Source organism: Bacillus sp. JJ1764 (assembly GCF_036962145.1).
Taxonomy (GTDB): domain Bacteria; phylum Bacillota; class Bacilli; order Bacillales; family Cytobacillaceae; genus Neobacillus.
The window spans coordinates 22149-22415 of record NZ_JBALNY010000131.1 but is presented as its reverse complement, the minus strand read 5'-3'; the positions used below and the strand labels follow the sequence as shown (position 1 = coordinate 22415).

Genomic DNA, 267 nt, shown 5'->3' with positions numbered 1-267 from the left:
AGAGTTAAAAGGGCTAAAATAGAAAAGTTATAAAAACTAAACCTGATAAGGTATAGTTTACTTTTTTGTGGATCTCTCTTAATAAAAAGTTTAAATGAAATGACACTTGCGAGGGAAGCAACAATTGTACCAAGCCCACCTAAATTCACTCCTACTAATAAAGGTTGCCAATTTACAGAGAATTTGGATAAAAAGATTGCAGCAGGTACATTGCTTATCAGTTGGCTTAAAATAATGGAACTGAAAAAAATAGATATGGGACTTTTT

The 267-nt window shown here is 31.5% G+C and carries 1 pseudogene; it reads right to left on the bottom strand.

Going from position 1 to position 267, the window contains the following annotated elements:
* A pseudogene (locus V7083_RS17875) lies at positions 1 to 267 on the bottom strand (anion transporter); the annotation flags it as partial.